Annotated in this window: 29 protein-coding genes and 1 tRNA gene; 10 read left to right on the top strand and 20 right to left on the bottom strand. The window is 32.1% G+C overall.

Annotated features, from left to right (window positions below):
* Positions 1-109 precede the first annotated feature (109 nt).
* Both Q0873_RS01775 and Q0873_RS01770 read left to right on the top strand, forming a co-directional pair.
* Positions 110-796: a DM13 domain-containing protein gene (locus Q0873_RS01775; RefSeq protein ID WP_299104023.1), complete on the top strand. Its 687-nt coding sequence runs from the start codon at positions 110-112 to the stop codon at positions 794-796.
* 21 nt (positions 797-817) lie between these two features.
* Positions 818-1,678 (top strand): hypothetical protein, encoded by an 861-nt coding sequence (locus Q0873_RS01770; protein ID WP_299104022.1) that lies wholly within the window; start codon positions 818-820, stop codon positions 1,676-1,678.
* A 34-nt stretch (positions 1,679-1,712) separates the two neighbouring features.
* Here the strand turns inward: Q0873_RS01770 and Q0873_RS01765 are convergent, their stop codons facing one another.
* The 4 genes from Q0873_RS01765 to aroC form a co-directional block, all read right to left on the bottom strand.
* Positions 1,713-2,255, bottom strand: coding sequence for a DinB family protein (locus tag Q0873_RS01765; protein WP_299104021.1), 543 nt, complete (start codon positions 2,253-2,255; stop codon positions 1,713-1,715).
* A 50-nt stretch (positions 2,256-2,305) separates the two neighbouring features.
* Positions 2,306-2,842 (bottom strand): Crp/Fnr family transcriptional regulator, encoded by a 537-nt coding sequence (locus Q0873_RS01760; RefSeq protein ID WP_299104020.1) that lies wholly within the window; start codon positions 2,840-2,842, stop codon positions 2,306-2,308.
* Positions 2,842-3,906, bottom strand: coding sequence for a PA0069 family radical SAM protein (locus Q0873_RS01755; RefSeq protein ID WP_299104019.1), 1,065 nt, complete (start codon positions 3,904-3,906; stop codon positions 2,842-2,844). Before Q0873_RS01755 ends, Q0873_RS01760 begins: the two co-directional genes overlap by 1 nt.
* 200 nt (positions 3,907-4,106) lie before the next feature.
* Positions 4,107-5,168, bottom strand: coding sequence for a chorismate synthase (gene aroC, locus Q0873_RS01750; protein WP_299104018.1), 1,062 nt, complete (start codon positions 5,166-5,168; stop codon positions 4,107-4,109).
* Between the two features lie 313 nt (positions 5,169-5,481).
* Between aroC and Q0873_RS01745 the strand changes: the two genes are divergently transcribed.
* A tRNA-Ser gene (locus tag Q0873_RS01745) sits at positions 5,482-5,566 on the top strand.
* Between the two features lie 233 nt (positions 5,567-5,799).
* Positions 5,800-5,955 (top strand): hypothetical protein, encoded by a 156-nt coding sequence (locus Q0873_RS01740; protein WP_299104017.1) that lies wholly within the window; start codon positions 5,800-5,802, stop codon positions 5,953-5,955.
* Positions 5,956-6,014: 59 nt separating this feature from the next.
* Here Q0873_RS01740 and ettA read toward each other — a convergent pair whose 3' ends face one another.
* From ettA to Q0873_RS01705, 7 genes are all read right to left on the bottom strand, one after another.
* Positions 6,015-7,706, bottom strand: coding sequence for an energy-dependent translational throttle protein EttA (gene ettA, locus Q0873_RS01735; RefSeq protein ID WP_299104016.1), 1,692 nt, complete (start codon positions 7,704-7,706; stop codon positions 6,015-6,017).
* Positions 7,707-7,724: 18 nt separating this feature from the next.
* On the bottom strand, positions 7,725-7,901 hold the full coding sequence (locus Q0873_RS01730) for a CAL67264 family membrane protein (protein WP_299104327.1): 177 nt from the start codon (positions 7,899-7,901) through the stop codon (positions 7,725-7,727).
* A gap of 126 nt (positions 7,902-8,027) precedes the next feature.
* Entirely contained in the window at positions 8,028-8,681 is a 654-nt protein-coding gene (gene nfsB, locus Q0873_RS01725; protein WP_299104015.1) for an oxygen-insensitive NAD(P)H nitroreductase, read from the bottom strand.
* Entirely contained in the window at positions 8,678-9,484 is an 807-nt protein-coding gene (locus tag Q0873_RS01720) for an SDR family NAD(P)-dependent oxidoreductase (RefSeq protein WP_299104014.1), read from the bottom strand. The genes nfsB and Q0873_RS01720 overlap by 4 nt, the downstream gene beginning before the upstream one ends.
* Complete coding sequence (locus Q0873_RS01715) at positions 9,481-10,449, bottom strand: LLM class oxidoreductase (RefSeq protein WP_299104013.1); 969 nt, start codon at positions 10,447-10,449, stop codon at positions 9,481-9,483. Before Q0873_RS01715 ends, Q0873_RS01720 begins: the two co-directional genes overlap by 4 nt.
* A 31-nt stretch (positions 10,450-10,480) precedes the next feature.
* Entirely contained in the window at positions 10,481-11,335 is an 855-nt protein-coding gene (locus tag Q0873_RS01710; RefSeq protein WP_299104011.1) for a DUF4437 domain-containing protein, read from the bottom strand.
* A 4-nt stretch (positions 11,336-11,339) separates the two neighbouring features.
* Positions 11,340-11,642: a DUF1330 domain-containing protein gene (locus Q0873_RS01705; protein WP_299104010.1), complete on the bottom strand. Its 303-nt coding sequence runs from the start codon at positions 11,640-11,642 to the stop codon at positions 11,340-11,342.
* 111 nt (positions 11,643-11,753) lie between these two features.
* Here Q0873_RS01705 and Q0873_RS01700 point away from each other — a divergent pair, with 111 nt between their 5' ends.
* The 4 genes from Q0873_RS01700 to Q0873_RS01685 all read left to right on the top strand — a co-directional run bounded on the left by Q0873_RS01700 (position 11,754) and on the right by Q0873_RS01685 (position 14,695).
* Complete coding sequence (locus Q0873_RS01700; protein ID WP_299104009.1) at positions 11,754-12,101, top strand: helix-turn-helix domain-containing protein; 348 nt, start codon at positions 11,754-11,756, stop codon at positions 12,099-12,101.
* 130 nt (positions 12,102-12,231) lie between these two features.
* Entirely contained in the window at positions 12,232-13,287 is a 1,056-nt protein-coding gene (locus tag Q0873_RS01695) for a hypothetical protein (protein ID WP_299104008.1), read from the top strand.
* Between the two features lie 84 nt (positions 13,288-13,371).
* Positions 13,372-13,740, top strand: a complete 369-nt coding sequence (locus Q0873_RS01690) for a hypothetical protein (RefSeq protein WP_299104007.1) — start codon at positions 13,372-13,374, stop codon at positions 13,738-13,740.
* A 25-nt stretch (positions 13,741-13,765) separates the two neighbouring features.
* Positions 13,766-14,695, top strand: a complete 930-nt coding sequence (locus Q0873_RS01685) for a helix-turn-helix domain-containing protein (RefSeq protein WP_299104005.1) — start codon at positions 13,766-13,768, stop codon at positions 14,693-14,695.
* Here the strand turns inward: Q0873_RS01685 and Q0873_RS01680 are convergent.
* The 3 genes from Q0873_RS01680 to Q0873_RS01670 form a co-directional block, all read right to left on the bottom strand.
* Entirely contained in the window at positions 14,673-15,194 is a 522-nt protein-coding gene (locus Q0873_RS01680) for an SMI1/KNR4 family protein (RefSeq protein WP_299104004.1), read from the bottom strand. The genes Q0873_RS01685 and Q0873_RS01680 overlap by 23 nt on opposite strands.
* A 22-nt stretch (positions 15,195-15,216) precedes the next feature.
* Positions 15,217-15,591 carry a nuclear transport factor 2 family protein gene (locus Q0873_RS01675; RefSeq protein WP_299104003.1) on the bottom strand — a complete coding sequence of 125 codons (375 nt, stop codon included), beginning with the start codon at positions 15,589-15,591 and terminating at the stop codon, positions 15,217-15,219.
* Positions 15,592-15,796: 205 nt separating this feature from the next.
* Positions 15,797-17,638, bottom strand: a complete 1,842-nt coding sequence (locus Q0873_RS01670; RefSeq protein WP_299104002.1) for a S41 family peptidase — start codon at positions 17,636-17,638, stop codon at positions 15,797-15,799.
* Positions 17,639-17,796: 158 nt separating this feature from the next.
* Here Q0873_RS01670 and Q0873_RS01665 point away from each other — a divergent pair, with 158 nt between their 5' ends.
* Together Q0873_RS01665 and Q0873_RS01660 are read left to right on the top strand one after the other, a co-directional pair.
* A complete protein-coding gene (locus Q0873_RS01665; protein WP_299104001.1) occupies positions 17,797-18,801 on the top strand; it encodes a histidine kinase in 1,005 nt (334 codons plus the stop codon).
* A gap of 2 nt (positions 18,802-18,803) precedes the next feature.
* A complete protein-coding gene (locus Q0873_RS01660; protein ID WP_299104000.1) occupies positions 18,804-19,511 on the top strand; it encodes a LytTR family DNA-binding domain-containing protein in 708 nt (235 codons plus the stop codon).
* A gap of 80 nt (positions 19,512-19,591) precedes the next feature.
* Here the strand turns inward: Q0873_RS01660 and Q0873_RS01655 are convergent, their stop codons facing one another.
* The 6 genes from Q0873_RS01655 to Q0873_RS01630 form a co-directional block, all read right to left on the bottom strand.
* The gene (locus tag Q0873_RS01655; RefSeq protein WP_299103999.1) at positions 19,592-20,614 is read right to left on the bottom strand and encodes an alpha/beta hydrolase; all 1,023 of its coding nucleotides are present in this window, start codon (positions 20,612-20,614) and stop codon (positions 19,592-19,594) included.
* A gap of 6 nt (positions 20,615-20,620) precedes the next feature.
* On the bottom strand, positions 20,621-21,160 hold the full coding sequence (locus Q0873_RS01650) for a nuclear transport factor 2 family protein (protein ID WP_299103998.1): 540 nt from the start codon (positions 21,158-21,160) through the stop codon (positions 20,621-20,623).
* 1 nt (position 21,161) lies between these two features.
* Positions 21,162-21,614: a nuclear transport factor 2 family protein gene (locus tag Q0873_RS01645; protein WP_299103997.1), complete on the bottom strand. Its 453-nt coding sequence runs from the start codon at positions 21,612-21,614 to the stop codon at positions 21,162-21,164.
* Between the two features lie 293 nt (positions 21,615-21,907).
* On the bottom strand, positions 21,908-22,816 hold the full coding sequence (locus Q0873_RS01640; RefSeq protein WP_299103995.1) for a helix-turn-helix domain-containing protein: 909 nt from the start codon (positions 22,814-22,816) through the stop codon (positions 21,908-21,910).
* Positions 22,817-22,896: 80 nt separating this feature from the next.
* Entirely contained in the window at positions 22,897-23,199 is a 303-nt protein-coding gene (locus Q0873_RS01635) for a hypothetical protein (RefSeq protein ID WP_299103994.1), read from the bottom strand.
* A 121-nt stretch (positions 23,200-23,320) separates the two neighbouring features.
* Positions 23,321-24,205 carry a nuclear transport factor 2 family protein gene (locus tag Q0873_RS01630; RefSeq protein WP_299103993.1) on the bottom strand — a complete coding sequence of 295 codons (885 nt, stop codon included), beginning with the start codon at positions 24,203-24,205 and terminating at the stop codon, positions 23,321-23,323.
* Positions 24,206-24,348 lie beyond the last annotated feature (143 nt).

Below are 24,348 nucleotides of genomic sequence, written 5' to 3'. Positions count from 1 at the left end.
GGATTGTTAAACATGTCTTGTTTTAAAAATTGCGAAACTAAAATACACTAATCTGATGTAATGATTTCTTTTTTTATCGACAAAACTCACAACTATAAAAAATATTCACATGAAATACCCTCAATTTTTACTTGCCTTTGTTTTGATATTTCAAAGCTGTATAGATAACGATATTATCAATGACAGAGTTGAAGAAAAATTATCATTTGACAATCCAATAGAGCAAATAACAATTAATACTACTCACCAGTATTCTACAAAATATACAGACAATGTTGGAAGCGTTAAAACTCCTCAAATCTCTTGGAGTAGTTCTAACCCAACGATCATTTCAGTTTCACAAACAGGTTTAATAACCGCCTTAGCGGAAGGAACTTCAACTATTACCGCTTCAACCACATCTGAAACTGGACAAACAATTTCAGCTGACAATATGGTAACCGCTACAACTCAAATGGTTGATAATAATACGCTTCAAGAAAGAACGGGAACTATCAAAACAACCAGTAGCTATACCTTAACAGGTACCTTTACTTTGAAGGAAATAGCCAACTCTAATAACCTAGAACTTATTATAAATGATGACTATCAAGCCTCTTCAAGTTTACCTGGGCTGTTCTTGTACCTAACAAACAATGAAAACACTGTTAGTGGAGCCAAAGAAATATCTGCTGTCTCTACATTTAACGGAGCGCATACATACATCATTGAGGACACAAAAATTAATGATTTTTCACATCTTTTATATTGGTGTAAACCATTTAGTGTAAAAGTAGGAGATGCAGAAATTGAATAATCTTAAGAAACTATAATCTACATGAAAAAATATATTTTAATCGCAATGGTATTTGCCATGAGTTCAACTTCAATAATGGCTCAATGGTCTAAAGGAAAAGGAAAAGGATACTATAAATTATCTGCTTGGTATTTAAAATCTGATCAACATTATACAGATACAGGTGCTATAGATCCTAATGTAACTAGAACTCAATTCAACACAAACATTTATGCTGAATATGGTATTTCTGATAAGATAGATGTTATTGCGTATGTTCCTTTTTTCGCTAGGACAGCACAAAACAACCAAATATCGGGTACTAACAACAATACTATTCAACAAGGTGAAGGGTTTAATTCTTTTGGAGACATTGACTTAGGTGCTCGATATGCTTTTTACAAAAAAGGACAATGGGCAGCAGATGTTAAACTTTTATTAGGAATCCCTACAGGTAATGATCGTGGAGGTAGTGATGGTAGTTTTCAAACCGGTGATGGAGAATTCAACCAATATTTATCAACGTCTTTAGGATTCTCTAATTCATTTGGAAGCGTTCCTTTTTATGCCAAAACCTATATTGGATATAACAACAGGTCTGAAGGGTTTTCAGATGAATTTAGAGGTGGATTTGAAACAGGGTTTAACTTGTTTAACAATAAACTTTGGCTGATTGGGCGTTTAAACATTTTAAAATCAATAAAAAATGGAACCTTAACTGCGGCCAATAGCAATGGTAGTATTTTTGCTAACAATATTGAATTTACAAGTTTTGGTTTTGAAGCTGCCTATTATATCACTAAAAAGCTCGGAGTTTCAGCAAGTTTTGACAGTGCCGTTTCAGGAAGAATCATTGCCGCCAATCCTTCCTTTTCAGGAGGTGTATTTTTAGATATCAAATAAGAAATAAAAAAAGAGAACTTGAATGTTCTCTTTTTTATTTTAAAGCTCTTTTAGCTTGCTCTATATGGCGTTCATTATGATAAATAACAAATCGAAACGTATCACCCAATCTAAATTTTAAGAGTGGTAATGTAATAGCTGTTTTAGTTTTTGTTAGATCCACTTCCCTCGCCATTTCTAATAATTCCTTCAACTCTTTTTGCAATATTAAAAATTGAGCTAATACCTCTTTTGATACTAAATTTGAATAGATAGGGTTCTTACTTTTAAAAGTTTTCATGGTTTTCATACCTTCCTTCGGAAGCATATCTAACGCGAACTTATTCCCCAAAAAACCTGATTTAAAAATTGCCGATTTCGGGTATCTAGATTCGTTTATTCTTTTTCGTATTTCCTTATTATAGAATTTTGCATACAAATTCAAATGCTCTAGGCATTCTATTGCAGACCATGATGTTGATGCTTGCTTCTTTTGTAAATCAGCCTCTGCCAATTGCTGTAATTGTTCTACATAGTTTATATGTGATTCAACTAACTCCTTTAAATCTTGAAGTAATTCATTTGTATTAAAAACCATTCTAATTTTTTATTCAAATTTGAGCATTTTAAAATTCGTAATTCTTGAGGCTAATCAAGAGTTTTTAAAATTCTAGATAACGTTTCTGGAGTCATTCGTAAATAGGAAGCTATATATTTTAATGGAATCTCTTGAAACACTTGCGGACTCCTTTTCAAGACATTTTCAAACCTTTTTTGAGGTGAATAAGTGATCAAATCTATTTCTCTTTCAATTTGTTGGTACACAAAACTCTGTAAGAGTTGTTCCCATATTTTTTTATTCTTTTCTGAAGATTGCATAAGTTCATTAAAACGAGCTTTAGAAATCATTTTTAACTTGCATTTTTTCAATGCTTGAATATAAAATTTGGTTGGTTTTTCGGTTAAAAAACAATCTAAAGCAGTTATGATAGAGTTCTTGTAACCAAATCGAATGGTATGTTCTTCTTCTTCGTCATCAATAAAGACACGTAAACTCCCCTCTTCTACCAAAAACAAATCAGTATTGATGGTTCCTTTTGAAACTAAATACTCATTCCTTTTAAGCGATACTTCTTGCTCCCAATTAGAAGATAAAACTTCCAAAAGTTGATTATAAAAATCCATTAAAATAAGCTCATTTGATTGGTTTGATATTTATCAAATTTAGTAAAATCTAAAGGAGGAAAATGATTTTCTTTTAAATACAATCTTCGAGCTAATTTAAACTGCATATTAATTTGTTCAGCTATTTTACCTTCTCCTCGCATTCTATTCCCGTACCTAGAGTCATTTAAGCTTCCATTATGACATTCTTCTATTTGATGAAGTATTTTATCTGCTCTATTGGGATAAGTTTTTCTAACCCAATTTGTAAAAATCTCACCGATAGCACCATTCAATCTTACAATTGTATATCCAACAGATTTTGCTCCAAGTTCACTTACTTTTTTTACTAATGGTAATATTTCATGACTATTGATAGAGGGTATAATTGGTGCCATCATTACATTAACCGGAATTCCATTTTCTGAAAGGGTTTGTACTGTTTGTAATCGTTTTTTAATAGTAGCTGTTCTTGGTTCTACCAATCTTCTAGTTTCTTCCGACAAAGAAGTTATAGAAATACTCACGCGAACTAAATTCATGCTTGCCATTTCCGTTAGAATATCTAGATCTCTGAGTATTAAAGAATTTTTAGTGATTATACTCACGGGGTGTTTTAGTTTTAAAAGCACTTGTAACATTTGACGTGTAATTTCAAGCTTCTTTTCTATAGGTTGATAACAATCTGTATTTCCAGAGAACATAATGTTTTGTGCTTCCCAACTCCTAGTTCTTAACTTTTTTTCAAGCAATTCAGGAGCATTTGCTTTGTACAAAATTTTACGTTCAAAATCTAAACCGGCTGAATACCCCCAGTACTCATGTGTATTACGTGCATAACAATAAATACAACCATGCTCACACCCCTGATAGGGATTCATGGAATAGGTAAATCCAATATCCGGACTGGTTACTTTATTTAATATTGTTTTGGGAAATATTTCTAAATAGGTAGTTTTATTATCATCTGCCGATTCGTTCTCTAGTTCGCAATAATTTAAAAAGTCATCTAAGACCTCTTTTTGGTGCTGTAAGAATTTATTATGCGTATTATGTTGCGCACCACGCCCTTTAATGTAGTCCATACCTCTCTCAATAAAATATTACTAAAATGTCTTTAGAATGATTTTATCGAGAACAAGTTGTATAACTTCTCGATACAATTTCAGTAGAAAACTGAAATCACTCGAAGTGACTTTGTAAAATTACAAAAAAAACCAAACATAACACAAGACTACTTTGTAGTTTTTATAAACAAAAAAGCTGAACTAAGTTCAGCTTTTATTTATATTCTTCTTGTTCTATCTAGCAACCAAAAGTCTGCCAGTACCAAAGCAGTAAGTGCTTCTACAATAGGTACTGCTCTTGGTACTACACAAGGATCATGTCGTCCTTTTCCATGTATTTCTGTGGCTTCTCCTTCAGAATTTATCGTTTTCTGATTTTGCATAATGGTTGCTACCGGTTTAAATGCTACTCTAAAATACACATCCATTCCGTTAGAAACTCCTCCCTGGATTCCTCCTGAAAGATTCGATTCTGTAGTACCATCTTCTTTAAAAATATCATTGTGTTCTGAACCTTGCATCTTTGCTCCGCAAAACCCGCTTCCGAACTCAAATCCTTTTACTGCATTAATAGAAAGCATTGCTTTTCCTAACTCTGCATGTAACTTATGAAAGATTGGTTCTCCTAAACCAACAGGCATATTTTGGGCTACACAGGTAATAGTACCACCAATCGTATCTCCAGCTTTTCTAATCTGATTGATTTTTTCAATCATCTTTTCCGCAGAAGTTTCATCTGGACAACGTACAATATTACTTTCAGTTTTAGAAAAGTCTAAATCTTGATAAGGTCTATCTATAAAAATATCTCCTACAGAAGATGTAAAGGCGTTTATATTGATATGCTTAATCAATTGTTTAGCCAAAGCTCCTGCCACAACCCAATTGGCTGTTTCTCTTGCTGAAGTGCGTCCGCCACCTCTATGATCTCTAATTCCATATTTTTTATCATAGGTATAATCGGCATGCGAAGGTCTATAAACATTGGTGTTATGATTATAATCTTTACTCTTCTGGTTTGTGTTTTTAATAACAAAACCAATTGAAGCTCCTGTAGTCTTCCCTTCAAATATTCCCGATAAAAATTCTACCGTATCTGGTTCTTTACGTTGAGTTACGATTTTAGATTGTCCAGGTTTACGTCGATCTAATTCATTTTGTATTGCTTCAAAATCAACTTCCATTCCTGCAGGAAAGCCATCAATGACTCCTCCTATAGCTACACCGTGTGACTCACCATAGGTAGTTACACGTAAAATGTTTCCAAATGTATTAAACATGTCCTATAATAATATAATTTTAAACGAAGGTATAGTTATTTTACAACAAAAGCTACATTTAAATACAATATAAAACCATCATAAATCATAGAATAAAACACATAAAACTGGCATTCTTTTTTAAAATTTCCACGGTTTAAAAATTATTTCAAAAAAATCTAAAATTATTTTTGAGCAAAACTCTCTGACTTTAAAACAATTACAATTCTCAATGATTTTATCATTAAAAAAAGTCAGGAAAAACTTTTTTTAAACTAAAAAAAGGTCATATATTTGCACCCGCAATCAGGAAATAATAATACTGATAAGCACCGGAGAAATGGCAGAGTGGTCGAATGCGGCGGTCTTGAAAACCGTTGTCTGTAACAGGACCGGGGGTTCGAATCCCTCTTTCTCCGCAACATCCGAAGCGTTAAGCTTCGGATTTTTTTAGGGGATTAAAGAAAAAAGCTTGCTTATACAAGCTTTTTTTCATTTATAAAAACTTCTAACTATTCCCTTTTAAAACATCACCTATTCCCTCACAATTGCATATTAAGATTTTAAAGGTATATCCTTACTTATTTTACGGTTTTTCACCTAACTATGAGCTTTAAATAAACTAATATTGATTTACTTAAAACTATTAACTATGTTAAAAAATATTTCTAGCTTAGGACTTACCTTAGATAAGTCTGCACAAAAAGCAATTAAAGGAGGAATTCGAAATTGTGAAGTGCAATGTCCAAATTACTGTCCAAAGTACATACCTTGTACTTGTATGTGTGATTGGTCTGGTGGAGTTTAATATTCCTTCTAATTTAAAAAGACAAAAAAAGAGAAGCGTTGTGCTTCTCTTTTTTAATTTTATCTAATTAGTTTTTTGTATTTGATTCGTTTTGGCATTAAATCACCTCCTAAACGTTTCTTCTTATTCTCTTCATACTCTGAGAAACTTCCCTCAAAGAAATATACTTGAGAATCTCCTTCAAAGGCTAAAATATGCGTACAAATACGATCTAAGAACCAACGGTCGTGTGAAATTACTACTGCACACCCTGCAAAGTTCTCTAAACCTTCTTCTAAAGCTCGTAATGTATTTACATCTAAATCATTCGTAGGCTCATCTAATAACAATACATTCCCTTCTTCTTTTAAGGTCATTGCTAAATGCAATCTGTTACGCTCTCCTCCTGATAAAGTAGACACATTTTTATTTTGCTCGTTTCCTGAGAAATTAAAACGACTTAGGTAAGCTCTTGAGTTTACTTGCTTTCCTCCCATCATTACTAAATCCTGACCTTCTGAGAAGTTTTCCCATATAGATTTATCCGGATCTATATTAGCATGTGATTGATCTACATAAGCAATCTTAGCAGTTTCTCCAACTGAGAATGTACCCGCATCTGGAGTTTCCTCTCCCATAATCATTCTAAAAATTGTAGTCTTACCAGCACCATTTGGTCCAATTATTCCAACAATTCCTGCTTGCGGAAGATTAAATTCTAAGTTTTCATATAATAACTTTTCTCCATATGCCTTTGAAACTCCTGTTGCCTCAATTACATTGTTTCCTAAACGCGGACCGTTTGGAATGAAGATTTCTAATTTTTCTTCAGCTTGTTTTTGATCTTGATTTAATAATTTATCATAGTTCTTTAAACGAGCCTTCTGCTTAGTTTGACGTCCTTTCGCTCCTTGTCGTACCCATTCTAACTCTCGTTCTAATGTTTTCTGACGCTTACTTGCCGTTTTACTCTCTTGCGCTAAACGCTTTGATTTTTGATCTAACCAAGAAGAATAGTTTCCTTTCCAAGGAATTCCTTCTCCTCTATCTAATTCTAAAATCCAACCTGCTACATTATCTAAGAAGTAACGGTCGTGCGTTACTGCGATAACAGTTCCTTTATATTGTGCTAAATGATGCTCTAACCAGTGTACCGATTCTGCATCTAAGTGGTTGGTAGGCTCATCTAATAATAAGATTTCTGGTTCTTGTAATAACAATCTACACAATGCCACTCTACGACGTTCTCCTCCAGACAATACTCCTATTTTCTTGTCTCCATCTGGTGTACGAAGTGCATCCATTGCTATTTCTAACTTCGTATCTAATTCCCATGCATTAGAGGCGTCTATTTTATCCTGTAACTCTGCTTGACGGTCCATTAATTTTTGCATCTTATCAGCATCAGAATACACTTCTTCTAAACCAAACATATCGTTGATCTTGTTGTATTCATCTAACACTGCTACCGTCTCTGCAACACCTTCTTTTACTATTTCTAAAACCGTTTTATCTTCGTCTAGTTGCGGTTCTTGCTCTAAATAACCTACTTTATATCCTGGAGAAAAAACTACATCTCCATGGTAGTTCTTTTCTACACCTGCAATAATTTTTAATAAGGTAGACTTACCTGATCCGTTAAGACCAAGAATTCCAATTTTAGCACCATAGAAAAAACTTAAATAGATATCTTTTAAAACTTGCTTTCCAGTTGATTGATAGGTTTTAGAAACCTTATTCATTGAAAAGATAATCTTCTTATCGTCTGACATTTTTATTCTTTTAAATTGTTATACCCTTCCTTTAAGAGCGTTAAACACCCACGCATTTGCAAAAAATCCAAGACCTACGGCTCCAAAACCATATCCTGCAATTTCATCATATTTAAAAACTGCCAAACACACCAGTAAAATCCCCATAAGTATCATTATCAAGGTTGCCCACCCTAATACTGTATTTTTATTCATTGCCATAATTAGTTTTTAATAATAGTTGAACCACAAATATCGTTAATTAATTGCACTTTACAAGTTTAAGTAAGCACATAAAAAAAGCCTCACAAATGCGAGGCTTTTATTTACAATCTTGTTCAACTATATCGTAGTGAATATTTCTTTTTCTGATAAACGTGATTTTGGCAACTTTGCGTTAAAATCAGTTTCTGTTCTATATCCTAAAGACACTAAGGTTACCGCCGTAAGCCCTTTTTCTCTTAACCCAAATTCTTCATCGAATGCCTTCATATCAAACCCTTCCATTGGTGTTGCATCAATACCTAATGCAGCTACACCCAATAAAAAGTTACCTATATTTAAGTATACTTGCTTTTCCATCCAATGCTGAAAATCCTTTAAATCATAACGATGAATATCTGCGAAAATATTTCTCGCGCCATACATTTGTTCTTTAAATTCAGCAGAAGCATAACGTCCATCTTTATCCTCCTTATCTAATAAATGCTTCATATATGTATCATCTACATCTGTTTTTGCACAAAAAGCAACTACATGAGAGGCCTTTGAAATCTTTGCTTCGTTAAATGAGAAAAATCCCTGAGTTGATTTTGCGAAACGTGCTTTTCCTTCTTCTGTGCCGGCAATTACAAAATGCCAAGGTTGTAAATTTGTACTTGAAGGGCTCATTTGCAATAAGGCCTTTACTTGTTCAAAATCTTCTTCTGAAATTTTCTTTGATGGGTCAAACTCTTTCGTGGTATAACGCCAGTTTAATACTTCTTTTAAATTCATATGTTTAAAACTTTATTCGTTGTTTTTATTAATTCTTCAATCTTTACTTTATCATAAGCATCTATATGTGCTACTCCAAAGGTTCCTTTTGGATCTCCTTTATCATTATCAAAATATTTTCCTGTTTCCTTTTCATAAATTGAGGCAACAGCCAAATCATATAAAATAGTTGCTCCTTTATCTGCAGAACTCCAATGTTGACCAAAAGCTTCCTGTACCATTCGTGTATTCAATAGCGATCCTGGATTTACCGCTATTGCTGTAGTATTTTTTACCCTATTAGCTAAATCAAAAGTCCACATTGTCAATGCTAATTTACTTTGGGCATATGCCGAGTTCACATTCAACACCTCAGCTCCTTTTACAACTTCGATATTCACGGGTGCTTGTGCAGCAGAACTTAGATTGATAACACGTGAAGTTTCAGCATCTTCTAATATTGGTAACAACTCATTGGTTAGTATGTAAGGAGCAAAATAGTTAACTACCATTCTTATGTCTCCATATGCATTTTGATTAATCTTACTTTTAAAAACCCCAGCATTGTTAATTAACACATCTAGTTTCACCAATCTTTCTTTTACCTCTGAAGCCATTTTTTTTACTGCTTCTAGATCAGAAAAATCAGCTACAAATCCATCGATATTTATATTTCCTGATACCTCTTTAATTTCTGAAATGACATTGGATACTTTTTCAGAACTTCTTCCATGTATATATACAGTATGTCCATCTTTTGCGAGTTTAATTGCAGCTAACTTCCCAATACCATCTGTACTTCCTGTGATTAAAATCGTTTTCATTGTGTTATTTTTATTGTTTTTTCTGAATGAAACTTGGGTAATACTTTTTCAGCCAATCGTTCTAAGGTATCTTCAATTTTATGGGTATTAAACCTAAGGTTTAATGCTACGTGATTTACCCCTATCTCTTCTAATTGCTGGAAATATTCTACCAAATAATTTGCTCCAATCTTAAACCCTAAATGAATTGGTTGGGGTTTAAAATCATCATCTTCTTGAAGGTCTATATAGAGCGGTTGCATAAAGGGTTTACTATAATTTTGAGGAATCATTTCTCTCCATTCTGCAATAGTATATTGTTGTTGTAATAGATTTCTTGGATAATACATCCAGCCGTCTCCAAACTCTGCATTCCATTCTAATGATTGCTGACTAAACCCAGTAACTAACATGGGGATTTTATGCCCAGCTGCCTTTGGCAACACCTCAATATGTCCCTGTAACTCTCCAAAAGCATTGTTCTTTAATACAGGATAATTCTCTTGAACCTTTCGAATATATTCATACGATTGACGAAAAGCTTCTCCTCTCTTTTGATGATTGAAATTCATAGCTGGATACTCATCAAAACGATCTCCTGAAGCAATCCCTAAAATCAAACGCCCATCGGAAAGTTGATCTATTGTGGTTGCCGATTTAGCTACGTGTAATGGATGGTGTAAAGGCAATGCAATACTCGCCACTCCTAAAGCTATATTCGAAGTACCTGCTGCCAAATATCCTAAGTAGGCAAAAGGATCAAAGGTTTGACCAGCATCTCCAAAAGATGGTACATGAAAAGGAACATCTCTTACCCACAATGCTCTAAACCCTAATCTTTCAATCAATTGAACTCGTTCAATATGATGTTTCATTGTTGGTATAGGATTCTGTCCATAGTTTTCAATAGGAACCACTACACCAATACTCAGCTTACCAAACTGGAACACATTATTATACCCTTTATTTATTTCTTCGAATTGCATTTTAAAAAATAATTTTCAACACTCCCTTATCTTATTCTTCAACTTTTAGCATTCCATCAGTTCTTATATATAAGATTACTTGATCAGTATTAGAAATTGTATGAACTGCTTCTCCTTCCGAAGTAAAATAACTCCCCTCATCAAGTACTTTTAACTCCTCCGAAGTAGGCATTTTATAATTCAACTCGCCATCAATAACTATGGAATGAAAAATTTTTCCGTTACTTTTTAATTTTCCCTTAAAGCCTTTTTGTAGTTTTATAAATAATCCTTGCAAATTTTTAGTCTTTGCATGTTGCCAAAGGAAACTGATTTGAGCTTTACTTTTTGAATCAACCCAATTCGTCTTGTTACTATCTAACCAAACCACATTTGACGCACTTACATTTACTGGACGTTCACCATTATCAAATGTTTCTGCTACAGATTTAACCAAATATGGTCCATGATCAATTTCTACATATGCTATATTCTCTTTTCCTTTAGCTGAAGTAATATGCTTTTCTCCTGCTGGTTGTGTCCAAAATGAGCCTTTAGGCATCCACATATTTTCAGCATTAGCATCATCATTATGAATCAAACCTTTGATTACAACTGCTCTGTAAGTTACATTGTGAATATGCTCTGGAGAAGAAAACCCATCGACAAACTTAGCTAAGAACCCAGTGGGTACTGCTCCCTTTCTATTTCCCCAAATAGTTCCTGCTTGTGGACTTTTATTTCCTCTTGGCGGGTTAAGTTTTTCCCAAACAATTTCAGAACTTAAAATGACTTTGTTTGTTGTTTTTACATTTTTGTTAGATTCTGCATTATCTTTTTTGTTTTCAATATGATTACATGAACACAATAAAATAAATCCCAGAAACAAGTTCAGTACTATCTTCATAATCTTACGCTAAATCGTCTTTCTTTTCAATTAAATAATGATGGCTTACAGATCCTTTTGTACGTGCTTCTAAATGTGGTTTATACTCTGGATCATTCATGAAATCTAAAGCAGCTTGTTTTGAGGGCCATTCTAAAATGATACGTAAAGTAGTTGGTTGTTCATCTCCTTCAACTTGCTCATGTGAAGCCGTACGTGCTAAATACTTTCCTCCATGTTTAGCAACAATAGTTGCAGAAACAGCAACATAACTCTCTACCCAATCCGTAGTTGTAGGTGTAACATCTAATACTGAATAATAACTCATAACTAAATAATTTATACTATAATTTTTATAGTAACAAAATTAAGTATAGTTTTGTAGTCATACAATAACGGTCAAAAATGATAGTATTCATTTTTACGAAAAATTAACATTATGCATCAATTCAAAGGCAAAGAATATCCTTGTTGTACAAGCTTAACTATGGGAGTTATTGGGGGGAAATGGAAAACGGTCATTTTATATTATTTAATAGATGGATCATTGCGTTATAATGAATTGCGTAAAAAAATGCCCACTGCTACAGAGCGTACTTTAAGCTTACAACTAAAAGCTTTAGAAGAAGATGGTATTATTAGTAGAAAAGTCTACACTACTAAACCACCTTTAAAGGTAGAGTACTCTTTAACCAATCTCGGTAAAACCTTAGTTCCATTGTTACAGGCGATTGCTAACTGGGGAGATTTTGTTGTAAAACAACAAACACAAGAAGCTCCTATTTAATTCAAACCATCCTGTTTTCTATAACTTATATATAAAAACCAAAATGTATAAGTCTGTTACCAAAATGTATAATTTTTGAAGGTATTCGGTATTCTAAATTTGCACTGTAATTCATTAACAATCAAAAAGAATGAAACAAATTATAGCAATATTTAGCATCATTGCTCTTGCTACAAGCTGTAAGCAAAACCAAGAGCAAAAAAGTATAACAGACAATACCATAATACATAAAACAACGAATACCATGAAAAATTTAAAGGCAGGAAAAAACAGTATAACATTCACATCATTTGGGGTACAATTAGCAGGTGATTTATATCTACCAGAAGGGTTTAACCCAAACAAAAAGTATAAAGCAATTGTAAGTGCGAGTCCGTTTCCACAAGTTAAGGGACAGGTTATGGCAACCTATGGACCTGAAATGGCAGCAAGAGGTTTTGTATTCTTAGGGTTTGATTATCTAGGAATGGGAGATTCTCCAGCATTACCAGGAGAGCATAAAAAATCTAGATATATGTTTAGATTAATAGAAAACACTTGGGACGCGGTATCTTATTTAGGAACGTTACCATTTGTAGAAGAGATTAATGGGTTAGGCGTTTGCCAGGGTGGTTCTATCATCGCATCGGCTGCAGTTACCGACCATAGAATGAAGAAAATTGCCATGGTTTCTGGTATGATGGCAGCAGATGGTTTTCAATGGTTAGGGAAAGAAGTTACCAACCCTATGATAACAGCTGCTAATGCGTCTAAGCAAAAGCAATATGAAACTGGGAAACCCGATTATCACGCTCCATTTGGATTGGACGATGAGATGACAAAAGAGGATTTTGTTGCAGCAGCAGCTTATCCGGCAATGGCAGGAGAAACCTATAGTTACTACGGAAAAGATGGTGTAAAAGGTCCAGGAACTGTTAAAAACGCTTCAAACATACATATTGCTGACCAAGCGATGCAGTCATTAATTTCTATCGGGGAAGCTTATGCTGATAAAATTGTACAACCTAGTTTAGTGATATATGGTACCAATGCATCTACTGCTCCTTGCTCTACGCAGTTTATAGCAAAACTTACTAATGATAACACGACGATAGCATTTGATGAGTTTAGTCATGTAGATTTCTACTACAAACCAGAAGCGGTAAAAGCATCAACCGATGCAGTAGCAAAATTCTTTAATAAATAACAGCCCTTTTTATTACTTCATATTATCGCAATAACCTTTTGTTTTGCTTAAGCTCAACAAAAGGTTATTTTAAAAGAGTTCAATATGACTATACAAGAATTAGAAAAACTAGTACAAAGCAAAAAAGTGCATCAAATTAGATGTGGAGATCATCGCTTTATAGACATTACCATTGTTGCAACTGAAGGACGTTTTTTTGTACGTCAATATAAATTCGGAAAAAGGAGTTGGTACGATGCCTTTTTAATAAACCCAAGTGGTGCCATGAAAATTGGTAATCTAGAAATAGAAATTGACGGTGTAGTTCCTTATGACCTGGAAGAAGTAAACCCTAAAATTAACAAGGCATATCGAAAATTACTAGGACTGCTTTATCCTGCAATGCGATTGACATACAACACCCAAAAACATGAAGCTTCTACCTTGGAATTAATTCCTAAAATAATATCGTAACTTTAAAGAGCAAATACATATGAAAATGCCCATTTTAAAATTTAATACGATATCAGAATTTCATAGACATTTTGATTTGCCCGATTCTGAAAGCCCTCTTTTCAGTGTATTGCATACCGAGTTAAAAGAAGGTGAGCAAACAAAATGTGATTCGTATGCTCTTGACGAACCTATGACCTTATCTTGTGATTTTTATAGTATTAGTTTTAAAAACATTATTTCTGGTGAATTGTCTTATGGACGTACCAAATATGATTGTACTAATGGAACTATGTTGTTTACTGCACCAAATCAATCATTAACCTTTAAGGATATGGTGTTTAGTTCTGAAAGTTATCATATCTCCTTTCATAAAGATTATATACGTAGTTTGGATATTTATGAAAAAATAAAGGCTTATAATTTCTTTAATTATAATGTTAATGAGGCATTGCATTTATCTCCTAAAGAGGAACAAATTATAAAAGACATTTTTAAAAACATTAAAGAAGAGTATCAAAGCAATCAAGATGAGTTTAGTAAAGAGATTCTTATTTCTCAATTGGAAACTTTACTAAAATACGCAGATCGATTTTATAAAAGACAATTTCTCAATAGAAAGGATGATAACAAGATTTTGATTACCAAGTTTAAAGAGGTACTCAACACTTATTTTGAACAAAATTTATTTGCAGAAGAAGGTATTCCATCAGTTGATTGGATGGCTGCTCAATTAAATGTGAGTCATCGCTATATGAGTGATACAATAAAAGCTGAAACTGGAAAAACAGCTATAGATCAAATTAATTTGTTTTTAGTGGAAGAAGCAAAAGGCTTGTTATTAAATCCGAATCTTTCTATATCTGAAACAGCTTATAAATTAGGGTTTGAGTATCCTGCATATTTTACAAGAGTATTTAAAAAGAAGGTAGGTATGAGCCCTAAAGAATATATTAAGACTCATTCTCTAAACTAAATTCAGTTTCATTAAATTCAATGACTGTTTTAAAGTAATGTCTTAAATTTTCATATGGTTCTTCACCGGGAATCCAATTTGCAAATTTCCAGTACCTCCATTTTAGCCCTTCCTTATTAGGTGGTATCAATAAAAAATATTGTTCTTCATCTACTCCTCCTACTAATATACTTCTTTCTAAATTTTCTCCTACCTCTTCAATTCCTTCAATACTATAGGCTTCAATTAATTCTGAATCAATATCCTTTAAAAAATTTACTTTTTCTAATGGTAAAAAACTTGGTTCTATACTATTTGGAGCAGGAAACCCATTTGTTAACAACATTAGTTCTTTGTAATCAGACGGAAGTTTGCATCCTAATCTTTTTTCTAATACTTCGAAATTACTTTCAGTAGCAGCATCAGTTTTTAAACAACTATTTTCAACTTGCTCTTGAGTATATGGTACATCTCCCAATTTTATGGCAGATATTGATAGTTCCTTAAACAATTTTTCCATTATATAATTTTGAATCTCACCCTTATTTTAATTCCTTAACTAACTGTCTTGCAACTACCGTATCATATATAATGATTAGTTTATCTATTTTATTTTGAGCATCAAACTCAATGATATCTACTACATCAAATGTTACTTTTTCATTGTTTTTTAGCGTCCAATTATAAGTAAAATAAAGCGCCAATTGATTCGAATCTTCCTCCTGAAAAATCCCTTTTACAGAAAGTTCAGAATTAGAAGTATCATTTGCTAACTCATTATAAAAATCACTCGCTTTTTTAATACCGTATAAAGGTGATTGTACCATCCCTTTATCACTAAATAAGGAAATAACCTTCTCTACCTCTCCATTTTCTAAATATGCTATATATCTTTTTGCTATTTCTTTTTTATCCATCCAATCTTACAATTTATTTTTTCTTCTATTAATATCTCAAAAACGAAAATTAATAAAATTTCTGTTTTAAATAAAAAAGACAGTACACTTTATAAATAATATAAAAAATGCCATTTGATTTTTTTACAATCAAATATTAGAAATAGTCTGCTCAAGAAAAACTTCAACTAAAACTATTAATACAAGGCTTCTATCTACTATTCAGTTACTTATTAATCAAATTAACCAATTTCTCTAATTGTGTATCTTTTCCCGTAAAAACTTGGGTAGCATCAACTGGAATATATATATCAGGTTCGGTTCCATTACCGTCTAAAGTTTTCCCATTACGTTGTAATGATAACATTGTAGATACTTTTACCCTTATTCCTGAATTTTTCAAATACATCTTTCTTGAATTTCCACTTGAACCATCAGTAGTAACTCCAACAATCTTAACATTTGGCAAACCTTTAAAAGCAGCAGTAAATACAGTGGCCGCACTAAAACTATTTTCATTTACCAATATATAAACTGGTTTTTTATAGGAAACCTCACTACTTCGTAAAACCATGTAAAAAGGACCACTGAATTTAGATTTATCAAATCGTCGAGCAATTTTATACGTTTTATTAAACGTATAAATAGCCTTTCTATCAATATTTGTAAAGGCATCTGAATTATACATATTTAAATAACGACTGCTCATAGAACTTTCGTCCGTAGTTAATTTTTCATTCGTACGTAGATAAGCTATATTAGCTATCCATGGAGATTGTGATGGCCGCACAAAATACTTCGCAAAAGTTTGAAGAATATTTCTCCTTCCTCCTGGGTTATCTCTTAAGTCTAAAATTAAAGCGTTGGTTTTAGAAAATTCCTTAATAGTCTTTTCTAAAAAGACTTTATATCCATCAATTCTTTTATAATGAAACATTCTTGGTATTTTAATATACCCAATATTATCACTGAGTAGTTTCTTTTGATCATCAAAATTCCCTTCTTCGATGTTCTTTGCAGCTATAAAACTATTGACATTTAAATTTGAGATATAGCCTTTTCTTTCAACTGTTAGATCGACGGTTTCTTTCTTTATGTTTTCCCCATTAAAGAATTCAACTTCTACGCTTTTAGGACAGGCTTTATTGTTTTTAAATAATAATGCTCCAAATTTTTGAATAGCATTTGCACCTCTAGTAAATTTAGTATCAAGTGGAGCTTTCTTGTTTTTATAATTATAGTCATTTATTAAACCATCTATAACAACGCCATTGATACTGTGAATGTATGGATACTTGGCATCGTAATATGTGTAACTTCTCTTATCATTATTGTTTTGTTTAACGGCAATTACTTTACCTTTTAAGACCGTAACACCAAAAGGTAATCTTAAGTTATAAGTATCATGATTTCTTCTGTTAAAAGCTTCATTCTTTATTGATGAATGTCTGTCTCCTATTTCAGCCATTATTTTTCCCATTTCATGAGCTAATTTGTCAATATTAACAGTTTCATTCGTACTATTTAAAATACGCTTTTCAAGTTTTTTAATAGCAGTACCATAATCATATTCAGAAAGCTGAGCATACGATGATTTATTATCGAGAATATTTTTAAATTCTTTTAAATCTTCAATCGCTTGAATTTTACTAATACTTGTTCTAACTGGTTTAATGGCTTTTTGTCTTCTATTATACAACAAACACTTAGTTCTATTTTCTAAAGTAAATACACCTGTATATTCTTTAGAAATACCGTTTTTTGACAAGGTCAATTTTACTTTCTCATTTGGTATATAATTTAAGCCTTTCAAAACTTCAACAAGGTCTTCAGAAAAGCGTTTTTTCCATTTAACATCATACCTTTTTTTACAGAAATCTAATATTTTATCCATGGGAATATGGTCTAACTTTTCAAAAGCATACCATTCTTTGTTAAATTGTACAACCGGTTGGGAGTTTTCCCATTTTACCGCTGTAAAAGGAGAGGCTTTTTCAAGCTTCAATTTTTGTCCAAAAGCAGTTAGTGTGCTTAAAGCAAGTATAACTCCTAAAATATTTGCTTTCATTTTTATATGTTTTGTAGTTATTCTTTTCAAACATATTTTTATTACAACAGGAAGAAAAATAAAATCGACAAACATAAATTCACAATAGATAACCTAATTGCTACAATCGATACATCAGTTTTACATTTTGATATCTTTACTAGATTAAAAAATAAATCATGTTTCATTTATCCGATAAGCAGATACAGGCTTTTAAAGTGATTTTTCACACCGTTTTTATTAGTATCATTATTATAATGCTATTTAGAAAAGCGATGTTAGTATTACCTAAGTACTGGCTTTTCTTTTTAACAAGTGATCCCGTAGAATATTTTGCTTTTGCCGTATTGGCTTATGCTCTTTATTATCATGTATTAAAACTTAAAAAGTTTTGGGTGAAAGTGTACTTTATTATTGCCTTTATAATAATTCTTGGGGTAATCGCTTCAGCTAAGTCCTATAGAATTCATAACGAGATATTCATCGATAGAACTTTTGATTTTTTTACGGAGTTTTTGGGGAAGACTTTTTTGTTTTATGCTCTCATATTAATAGTTAATCGGTTAGATTTTTTTAATAAATATGAAAAATTAAAAAATGAATTAGAGTTAACCAAAGGACAATTATTAAAAAATCAATTGCATCCTCATTTTTTATTCAATGCTTTTAATTCTCTGTATAGCATATCTTTAAGCAACAATCCAAAAACTTCCGACACCATTTTAAAATTATCTGGGATGATGCGTTACTTGACAGATGATTCAATTCATAAACAAGTAAAACTCGAACACGAACTAAAATTTATCAAAGAATATATAGCTTTAGAGAAAATCCGTTTTGGAGAACAAGCGAATATTAGTTTACAAATTGAGGGTATTACCGAGAATATACACATAGAACCTTTATTACTAATTCCTTTGGTTGAAAATGCATTTAAACATGGGTTTTACACCAATGATTCTAAATCATTTGTTCATATTACGGTAAACATACATAATGAATCATTATCGTTTAAAGTGAAAAACAGTATACAAAACAAACAACACTTTAATCAAGACACAAGAGAAGGTAAAGGACTTAAAAACTTAAAAAAGAGACTTCAGTTATCGTACTCAAAGAATCATAGTTTAACACTTAAAAGTGAAAACAATGTATATTTATCTCATCTTGAAATTAACTTTTGATAATGAAAAAGTACACAGTTATAATTATTGACGATGAGCCTTTAGCAATTGACATTCTAGTTCATTATTTAAATAGGTTTCCTGAATTTGAAATCATTAAAACCTTCACCGATGCTGTAGAAGCATTTAAATACCTAAACAACCATTCAATAGATATCGTCTTTACAGATATAGCAATGCCTCAAATATCTGGAATAGAAATGGTAAAACTTACACAGAATAACACACAGTTTGTAATGGTTACTTCTTATTCAAATCACGCCATAGAAAGCTTTGAACTCAATGTTACCGATTATCTCTTAAAACCTTTATCATTTGAAAGGTTCTCAAAAACTATAGAACGCTTTAAATCTAATATTCAAAGCGTTAACTCTAATGAAAAAACACAAGAAAAACCCTCTTTTTTCATCAAAGAAGGAGATGAATTTGTAAAAGTATTTGTAGAAGACATCGATTATATTGAAGGAATGAAAGATTATGCCAAAATCGTTTGTGGTAAAAACTATTATTTGGCATTAAAAACATTAAAATCAATAGAAGAAAAATTAAGCACCTCCAATTTTATGAGGATACACAAGTCTTTTATTATTCCTTTAAAGAAAGTATCTCAATACAATAGTAAATGTGTTCTTATCAATTCTCATGAAATCCCAGTTGGCAATAGCTATAGAAATCAATTAAAAGAGTACTTCGAAGAAAATAAGTTTTAGTTAGTTTATAACAAAACAAAAGTGAGAACTTAAAAATACCTTTTAAACTCTCACTAATGCTAAACTAAAAATCAAAAACATTAAAGTTTATCTTTAAAGAAGGCGCTTGTTTTTTCTACGGCTATCTTCACTTCTTTTTCTTGATCGTAAAAAGCAAATTGATGCATTGGAGAAGCTAATTCTGTTGCTACCCAAACCAACTCTTTATCTTCTGAATAAACTTCTTCAAAATACTTTTTCGTATAGTCTGGTAATACACAACCATCAGAATGTACCATAAACAAAGGTTTGTTTAACTTTGCTGCAGATGGAAACGGATCTAACTTTAACCAATCCTCCCAAGTAGCTACGGCAAATTGATCTGCACTCCATTCTGGAATAGCTCCTCTTTCTGGGTTTAAATAATAATCAAATTCTCCAAACATTGCAGCAGTAGCATCGGTAGTTGAAATTGCTTTTATATAAGTAAACTCACCTGTTTCTGCATATTTCTTTTTAGCTGCTTGCGCCGCTTGAATTCGCTGTTGCACTCCTTCTTCTCCTCCATAAAATAATTTTACAGCTTCACCATCGTGTAACCAAGATGCCGTTGTAGCAACTGCTTTAATATCGTCATCTTCAGAAGCTGCCATTAAGGTATACATAGAACCAGCACATACGCCAAAAGCTCCAATTTTATCCTCATCTACCTCAGGTAAGCTTTTTAAAAAGGCCACTGCATTTTTTATATCCTGAATCTTCATTTCTGGATTCTCCCAAGCTCTTGGTAACCCTTCACTTTCTCCATAATTTCTAAAATCAAAGGCCAATGTTATAAATCCGTTTTCTGCAAATCGTTTCGCATATAATCCTGCCATTTGTTCTTTTACAGTTGTCCAACTTCCTGAAGAAACAATTGTAGGGTACTTTTTACCTTTTTCAAAATTTGCTGGATAATATAAATTTCCGACTAAGTTTAATCCTTCACTTTTAAAATTGACTTTTTTCATGGTTACTTCTTTATTTATAGATTTCTTTAATGTTGTTTGTTCTGTATGCTTTTTTTCTGTTTTACCGCAGGCACTTAATAGAACGACTGTGGTTAATACAACTATTTTTTTCATTTCTTACTATTTGATTTTATCGATTAATCCAAAACCTTTGGCAGCAATAATTGGATTAAAAATTTCTACATACTCTATTATTTTTCCTTCTTCATTGAATTTAAAGGTTGAATAATAATCGTTACTATATACTCCTGCTCCATTCTTTAATTGAATGTTTCCTTTGTATTTTACAAAAACAATATTCGGATCCTCCATTGCATATATTTCCTCTATTGGAAATATCATTCCGTCAAAATTTGGAAATACTGGCTCCCAATAATTTTTAATTGCTTCTTTACCATTTGCTCCCTTAGGAAAAATCTCTGAATGATAAGGATTGATATGTTTTGCGTCTTCAGCAAATAAATTGGCTACGGCCTCGGCATTTTCTGCTGTTAAGGCATCGAAAAATGCTCTTACGGTTGCTTTATTTTTTCTGGCTTTGTTGGCTTTCATTTGATACTTTTTTAATTGGTTTTGTTTCTGTACTACTTTATCTGATAGTTCGTTATTAGTACAGGATAAAAAGAATGTTATTCCTACAAGGGTGAATAGCTTTTTCATTTTAGTTTGCTTTTACATTTTCAATTGCCTTCTCAATTAGCTTCCCATTCCCCTCTTGGTATTTATAGTTAAAAGTCATAGAAGTAATCTTCCAGTTGTTATCTATTTTTTCTAGATTAAAATCATATGTTCCTACAACCGTCCATACACTTCTTTTTCCATCTTCTATAAAATGTGTGGCAGTTCCGTAACAAAAAGAATGGGCTTTACTTCCATTACTTTCGGTAATAAAATTCCCTAATTGATGATGTGTATAAGTAAAACCAGGTAATACTGTTTTCCACCCTGAAGTAATTTCGGTTGGTGAAACTTCCGAAGCGAGATTTCCAGTCATAGAAGAATAATCTAAACTCACTTTTGAAGCAAATTGCTTTTCTACTTCACTCCAATTTCGCTCATCTGAACTGACAAACATTTTAATTACAGTTTCTTGTATTGCTATAGTTTCGCTCATAATTGTATTATTTTTTTGTGATTGACATCCGAACAAGGATAGTATTAGTATAAAAATTGTTATTGCTCTCATATCATTTGTTTTGATGATACAAAGGTCTGACAGCTTTTCCCGTAAAAGTTTATAGAATCAAATCAAGAAGTATAAAAAACAAAGAAAGGGTAGTTATTTTTGTTTTTTTCAAGGGTTAAAAGGAATTCTGTAGTAAGAAAATTAGTTACATGTAATAGTTCTCGATACATTTTCACTTCGTAAAAACACTCAAACTGACAACTGTATGCCTTCAATAAAATCTAACTGTTCTTTCTAAATGAATTGGGAGTTTGTCTAATATGTTTTTTAAAAAAACTATTGAAATTATTGGGAGCACTAAAATGTAATGAATAGGCAATTTCTTTAATACTCATTTGTGTTTGCAATAAACGAGATTTAGCCAAACGAAGAATATGATTGTTAATATGCGCCTTTGCAGTATGTCCCGTAATTTGTTTTACAGTTGCGTTTAAATGATTTGGATGAATCGCTAATAACTCTGCATAATAACTTGGTGAATGCGTTCTTTTGACCACCAAAGTATTTTCATAAAAACTCGTTTCTATCAAGATTTGAAATCTCGATAATAAGTTTACATCTGCTTTTCGGAAAGCAATTTCGGCATCTTGTTTAGTTACTTGCGCATTAAAGAATCGTTTTACAAAATTCAACAATACCAAAACCTGCGCTTCTATTATAAGAGGTGAATCTTTCTTTAAATTTTGCTGTTCTTCATAAATGCCTTCATATATGGTTAGTAATTTAGACACCTCTTCCGGCTTTACTTCAAAAGGAATAGATTGATCTATTTTTAAAAACGGAAACTCACTCAGTAATTGCTGTAAGTGCCTTGACCGCGTAATAAACTCTTTTGAAAACATTAAATAATACCCTTCCCAATCAGGTAAAATATCCCATGAAATTAATTGAAATGGAGTATTAAAAAATACAGTAGCCCCTTCTGGAAAATTGGTATGATGTCCAGAAATTGCTTTTCCAGAACCTTCTACCTTTATTGCTATTGCATAAAATTCGTGCTTAAAAGAAGGCATTTTAGCAACCACCGTTGGCATATTTTCTTCAAAAGTTCGAATATCAAAATAAGCTTGTTTTGGAGCTGGTATTTGAATAGCCTTACAATAATCTGATATCGTTTTGAAGTGTTGCATTACTCAAATGTACGGTTTCTTCTAAAATTACTCCATAAAAAAATCCTGTTCTAAACAGGATTCATACATAAATATACTTCTTATTTCACAGTATAACGTTTCATTTTCAGGGTAGTTGGATTTATCATATTGGCAAACTTAGCCACTGATGTATCTTTCATAAACTTTTGCATTGACTTTTCTACATCTTCATTTGTTTTCCAATAAACGACCACTACAACTTCATTATTCTCTTCTGAAAAACCACTTTCTCTTCGAATAAATCCTTTTTGTTTACTCGTATATATCTCTTCTACTTTTGCGTCTTCTTCCCAATAATCATTTTTATTAATCGTGTTTTTGTATTGAAAAGTGGTTACTTCTATAACATATGGTTTCTTCATTGTTTCTTTATTTTGTTGACAGCTAAAACATCCTATACATATTAAAACTAATAATAAATTTCTTACATTCTTTTTAAGAAAAAACCTCAACATTCTTAATGTCGAGGTTTTTATAAAATGCTTAGAACTTACCATTTTTATGTGCCATTTTTGTTGGAATTTCTTGAATCACATCCCAGTGCTCCACAATTTTTCCATCTTTTACTCTAAACAAATCATAAAAAGCTTGTGGCTTTCCTCCCCACTCTCCTTCACTCATGGTTAGTACAAAGTTTCCTTCTCCTAAAACCTTATGTACTTTCTTGTATATAAACATATTGTTTTGAGAAGTTAAATATGTAATAGCTTCATTTAATCCTTCTAAACCGTCTTTTACTAACGGATTGTGTTGATCATATTGTTCTGTACTAACATACTCTGTAATTTTTTCTGGCGCTTTACCAAACAATACATCATCTACAAACTTTTTAACCAATTCTTTATTAGCATCTGTTTTATCTAGATCTGTTACTTCAGTTGGACCATCTACCTGTGATCTTCCACTAGCAGTTTGTGCTACTTTAGGAGTTAAATTATCCCAATGCTCTGCTACTTTACCATCTTCCATTCTCCAAACATCAAAAGCTACCATTTCCTTTCCTCCAAACGCCTCTGCATTGTCATATGAATTGTGTAATACAATAAAGTCTCCATCTTGTAATATTCTATGAGTGGTTGATGTAGTACTCGCATTTTTTAAGGGTTCTAAAAATCCTAAAACCGGCTCTCTTCCTGTTGGTACATGCGGATTATGCTGAATATAATCTTCTGTAAAGTATTTTTTAATTCCATCTGCACTATATTCCTTAAAAAAAGCATCCTGTGCTTTTAATGCTGTTTCTTTTAAACTTTCTTTTTTGACTTCCATATTGGTTGTTTCTTTTGGTTGTTTTGATTCTGTTTTTTGTCCTGTTTTACAAGCTGCTAACAAAGCTATTCCTGTTACGATTACAATTGCTTTTTTCATAATTGACTTTTAATTGATTGATTTCTTATGATACCCCTAACTGATTTTTAAATTGAAAAAGCTACCTTAACTACCGAAAAGGCAGCTCCGATCAATCATAAACTAAAAATCAATTAAAGTTTATTTACAGGTACAAAATTATA

It is taken from the genome of uncultured Tenacibaculum sp., assembly GCF_947498805.1.
Classification (GTDB): domain Bacteria; phylum Bacteroidota; class Bacteroidia; order Flavobacteriales; family Flavobacteriaceae; genus Polaribacter.
The sequence above is the reverse complement of the archived record's forward strand: the minus strand, read 5'-3'. Positions and strand labels throughout refer to the sequence as shown.